This window comes from Endozoicomonas sp. (assembly GCF_051008435.1).
Taxonomy (GTDB): domain Bacteria; phylum Pseudomonadota; class Gammaproteobacteria; order Pseudomonadales; family Endozoicomonadaceae; genus Endozoicomonas_A.
The window spans coordinates 1-5,433 of the sequence record NZ_JBPCXO010000450.1; the positions used below are offsets into that span (position 1 = coordinate 1).

2 protein-coding genes are annotated in these 5,433 nt (G+C 49.5%); both read left to right on the plus strand.

The features are described 5' to 3' along the window. Positions 1–463 (plus strand): transposase (locus tag ACR2PX_RS22380; RefSeq protein WP_434001569.1); only part of this gene is annotated, 463 nt, incomplete at its 5' end. Beyond that, the gene (locus ACR2PX_RS22385; protein WP_434001570.1) at positions 384–5,033 is read left to right on the plus strand and encodes a hypothetical protein; all 4,650 of its coding nucleotides are present in this window, start codon (positions 384–386) and stop codon (positions 5,031–5,033) included. The genes ACR2PX_RS22380 and ACR2PX_RS22385, both read left to right, overlap by 80 nt. Positions 5,034–5,433: the final 400 nt, after the last annotated feature.

Here is a 5,433-nt window from a genome sequence, read left to right on the forward strand (position 1 = left end):
GGCCGTTATTGCCAAGGCGAAAGCTGAAATAGAGCGGCGTGCCGACGAGCGTTACCAGCAAGAACTGGCAGAACACGGGGAAAAAGTAGCCCGCCGGGAAGCCATCAGGGAGTCCGGTAAAAAGCCGAGAGGCAAAGATCAGGTCAATCTGACAGCCCCCGATTCCCGCATCATGCCGACTTCAGGCGGCAGCTTTGAACAGGCCTATAATGTTCAGGCAGCAGTTGACGTTGAGAGCGGGCTGATCGTAGAAAAACACATCACTCAGGCAACAAATGACAAACAACAGGTTGAGTCAGCCCTTGAAGAGCTGGCCACTCGTGAAGACGAGCTTGGCAAGGTTGAAGCGATTCTGGCAGATACAGGTTTCTTCAGCGAAGGCAATGTTCAGCGAAGGCAATGTGTTTGCTGTGGATACCTATGGCGCTATTCCTTACATAGCAGAGAAGCGGGATGCCCATAACAAACCCTTGATGGAGCGTTTCAAGCCCGATGAGCCCATGCCTGAAGGCGACGATGTAACGGCATTAGAACTGATGTGCTGGCGATTGCAAACCAAGGAGGGACGGGCTATTTGTTTCACAGGTGCTAAAATGCGAAGTCTGACTTTGTCGTGTTTATTTGGACTATTATTTGGACTATTATTTGGACTATTGATAAGCACAGCTCTCTTTGCCAAGGCTCACGATGACATTTCCGAATGGGAAGAGTCTTTGCATGAGGAACAGCCAGATACCGGGAAATACCTGTCGGCAGGGCCAGATAATTACAAGAATATTCAGTCTCTGATCAGCAATCATTCAGACATCCATATTGAGCTTCCGGGACTACCCGGAAGCAGGCCGTATTTTTTTGAAGGCGGAGTTCTGCCTCTCGAAAAGCTGCCTGTCTGGGCAGGCGTTTACAATCAAACTAATGCGACAGAGACTCTGCGCTGGGTAGTGCAAAGCTATACCAGTGCCCGGCAGGGATTGGCTGACACGGTGCCTGGTGTCGGTGCAAGTCTTTATCAACAGCTGGCGGACATGGCAGAGATGCCGTTCAGGCTCTGGTATCAGGTTGTCTCAGCTTTATCCGTACCGGCAAACGATAATTCGATCCTGGTTGCCTCGGGAAACTCGCCGGAGCATTGGATTCTTCAGGCTCCCAGGGGAGGAAAACGCAGTGGCAAAACTGGTGGCAAAGGAACAGGTTCTGGAAATAAAGGGGCTGATGGCAGTACGCCATCGAATGCCAACAGTAATGACCCTCACGAGAAACAAAAAGGGAGCGAAGCATCAGGTGGAGGTGGTCAGGAGCCTCCGCCTCCTCCCGGTGGAGACAAAAAGGATGATCCTGAAGACACAACGGCAATTGAAAAAAGTGAGGAAGAGGAATTCTGGGAACTGTTTCTTGCAGCCATGCAAACGGAATTATACGACGATCTTTTTGACTGGATGAACAGCCACTGGTCATTTCTTGAAAACGATCTTGACCAGAAAATGGTCAACAATGTGCATGCCATGATCAGTCAGTACCACTTGACTCAGACGCAGCTGTCAAGGTTTCCGACGAGACTTTTGCCAAGTGCAGAGGCGACTGCGCCAACCACCGGGAAAACGGGTAGTAAACAGACAAAAAAAAGTAAAAAAAACGGAAAAAAAGCTGCAGGGAAACCAATGACCCTGGGCGAGTTCATGCAGTCGGTTCCCTCAACAGACAACAGCCCCAGACCTCAGGTCCGAATTGTATCGTGGAGCTATGGTAAGGCAGTGCCTGAAGGCAAGCGGGAAGATAAGGTAAAGAAAGAAAGCAAGCACACCTTGAAAAAGCCTGTAAGTGAAGAAGAAACAAACTATGGTCCCGGCACTGAATGGCCTGACCTCCATGGGGCATCAGTGACTCCGCATCAGCCGGTACAGGTATCCCCTCCTCCGCAAACTGCAACAGGTTCTTCGACAACAGCTCCACCATCACCATCACCATCACCATCACCATCACCATCACCATCACCATCACCATCACCACCAACACTGTCTGTTGTTACCACCGCTGGCCAGGAAATCTGTGAAATCTCAACGGCGCCACTGTCTGGAATGACATCGACAACAGCTTTGCCGACAGTACTTTCCACAGCGCCAATTTCTACACCGGTAACACCTTCATCAACTTCTACAACGGCTCTGACGGTAGTGCCAATTGTCGAACAGGAAACGCCTGCAAGTTTGGCAGGTCAACCATCAGGTGAAGTACCAGGTGAAGTACCAGCAACGACGTTATCATCATCGACGACAGTGTTAACAAACACGCCTCCAACAACATCGGTGGCGACAGTATCGACCATGGCCTCGGCAACAGCCCTGTCTATTACTACGAACTCTGGAACTGTGCCTGTCAGCAGATCGTCAGTGAGCCCGGTATCCAGTCCCAGCAGCTTTCCTACCACGAGTTTGTCGGGATCTCGGTTTTCTGCTCCTCCCCCTGACTTTGAGGCGTTTGGCACAGAAGGTGCTGCTTTGTCGAGCCTGTCGGATGACTTTATATTCATACACGACAGTCAGTTACTAGTGTCGAAGCCCCCAAACCCGGAACCAGATAAAGATCGCCAGGAACAGAAGCAAAAAGAAACTGGGCAGGTGGCATTTCATACGCCAACGGTTCCAGCAGACACCTCATCTGTCAGCCAGTCTGGAGCGGATTCAGGGTTCTATCGTGCTGAACTACTTTGCCCAATGAAGCCGGTCACACAATCGACAGTGGAAAATAAGCCAGTGACAGACAGGGAGCAGTCCTTCCGTCCGCAATCAGACCGTTCTGTTCGCCAGTGGCAACAAACTCCCCGGCGAAGATCTCCTGGCCAATACCGGAGAGACCGTTCAGGGCGAACCGGCTCTAAACCCGGTAGTTCTTCCTCCCCAAAAACGGGCTCTGGTGGGGCTGCAACACCGAATCCGCCGGCAGTACCGTCTACTGATAAACCGGAAGACATAGAAAGTGTGGTCTCTGAAACATCGACCACCCGTGCCCGGAATGGTGAGGGTGAGAGTCAAACCAGAAAGCAGCAAAGGAAAGAGCGGCAAGAACAGTATTACCTCAAACTGTTTGCAATAAATCCGTTATTAGAGGATGAATTAAAGGCTAAGGTAGAGAGGAATAGAAAAGAGGAGGAGAGAAAAGAAGAGAAATTACAAAAGCAGATGGAGGCAAAAAGAGAAACAGAGAAAAAACGGCAACGGGAGAAAGAAGAAAAAGCCAGAATGAAAAAGCAGAGACAGGAAGAGCAGGAGCGGTTAAGACAAGAAGCCGAGGAGAAGAGAAAGCAGGAGGCAGAGCAGAAAAAGAGAAAGGAGGAAATAGCACGACAACAGGCTGAGAGAGATAAGAATGAAGCGGAGAAAAGAGCGAAGCGACAGGCTGAGGAAGAACAGAAATTAACTCAGTCTGGGCAGGGAACAGGTTCTGAACGCTCGTTTGCTGCCCTGTTCACACCCGCAGGTCAAACGACAATACCCGAACAACAGGGCCTTGATCTTTCTGGCAGTCAGCAGCATCAGGACGACTCTTTGCCCATTGCCACAGAGGAGACAGAAGGAATTTTCATAGCCCCGGAGCTGCCGACATTAACCTTTCATGGCCAGGATTTGCAGTTTGACAGTCTTGAAGAGTTTGCCAACTTCCTTCTGCTTCAGGAGATCAGTGCCGATGATCTGTGGGGCATCATAGGGGGGGCGGTAACCGGCCAGATCAACAGCCATGTTCTCTCCCCGGCATTGCTCAGGCTACTCTGGAGGGCTGCAAGAGGCAACAGAAGTGCCCTGATGATGCTTGTCAGGGCGCATGCCCTGCAGCTTGTTAACAGACCATTGCTTTTGTTCAGAACCATTCGCTTTTTCCTTCGACTATCGGGTCAGCCTCAAGCTATTGTTTCAGTTGTTGATTCCGGGTTATGGGCCACCCATCTGGCGGCCCTGTCGGTTGGTGAAACATTAAAGCCATGCCCAACAGAATGGCCTCTGACTGTCCAGAATGCCATGATTGCGCTATGGGAAGCTTATATTGATGGAGCTGAAGTAAAAGAGATTCGTCGTTTAATGGGTGAGTTAAGTTCTGAGGATGGCCCACATGATCACCTGGAACTGTTGGTATGGGCGCTGCAGCATTGTCAGACGGGAGAGGTATTAACAGTCACAGAACAGTCTTCCTTCCAGCTGCTCTATCTGGCAGGAAGTGTTCGACTGCATAGCTTTCAGTGTCCTCTCAGAGTTCTTGTAGCAGCTTTGGCTGCTCTGGCAAGAGCAGGCAAGCTGGAGGAACTTAAGGCTCTGTGGCGGGTGTTTCTGGCCATACTCGGGGTTCATGATCCGGAAAATACCGAGGCTCTGACCAGTGCCTCAGGGCATGTTGTTGATAGTCTGTCAGCAGATTTTCTCAAGGCATTAATCGCCGCCCTGTCCCAGGATTCAGCAACCGCTGAAGCTGCCGGAATCCTGATTGCTGGCAGTGGTGTGGCCAAACAGTGGCAGGGAGACCTTTGTTCTTACTGCAAAGGCAGTTATGCAATAAGTCAGATAAATTGCCAGAATGAAGCCTGTGCTATCAATGGTATCAGGGTGTGTGGTCTGTGTATAAAAAAGCAACATGACTGGCATGGATCTAAGAACGAGGATTGCCAGGAGGCTGTCGATTTATATTCTGACAGATATGTAAGAATCAAGATTATCAGACAAAGCATGACCGTATGTGCTCTGGGTATCTGCCCTGGTGTGCTGGAGGTGCTGCCAGTTGAAAGTGTTTCTATGGCGGCATCAGGTGATAGCCAGGGCGCAGTATTACTGCTACAGGCTGCAATGGCAATGGGAGGCATTAACTGGAATGGTCCGGACTGCACGGAGGCATTAATCCGATGGTTGCGACAGGAGTTTTTTGACAACCCTGAACTGCTCAGAAAAATCATGGAATTGTTGTCTGGAGTCAATGGAATGGAGTGGGTCATTGAAGTCATCAGGGCTGAACTGGATGAGCATTCAGGTGAGTATCACGACCTGAAAGAATGAATATATTCACTGTGTTATCTCAGTACTCAGAAAATACAACGCAGTTCAGGCCAGATCTGTTGCTATTGCTTCTCTTCAATGCGGTGTGCATATTCCGGCCTGTCGTGAACACCCAATCCGGAAAAGCGTGAACACTCATTCCGCTCAATCGTGAACACTTTTCGGTCATTTCCGGTAAAATATAAAAAAAATATAAAGGACATCCACATATTTGACTAACTAAAAATATAAATATAAAGGACATCCACAAAAAAAATATAAAGGACATCCATAAATTTGACTAACCGACCGGTTGAACTATTTTTCTCCTGTTCCTGATATTTACCCTTCTGAACAGGAGTCCTTATGACCCGAGCCCGCAGCAGTCTGATTGACCCAGGCTCGACACCGTATTATCACT

Excerpts from the sequence above, each read along its gene's own strand:
- ACR2PX_RS22385 (WP_434001570.1), top strand. The coding sequence starts at position 384 with ATGTTCAGCGAAGGCAATGTGTTTGCTGTGGATACCTATGGCGCTATT.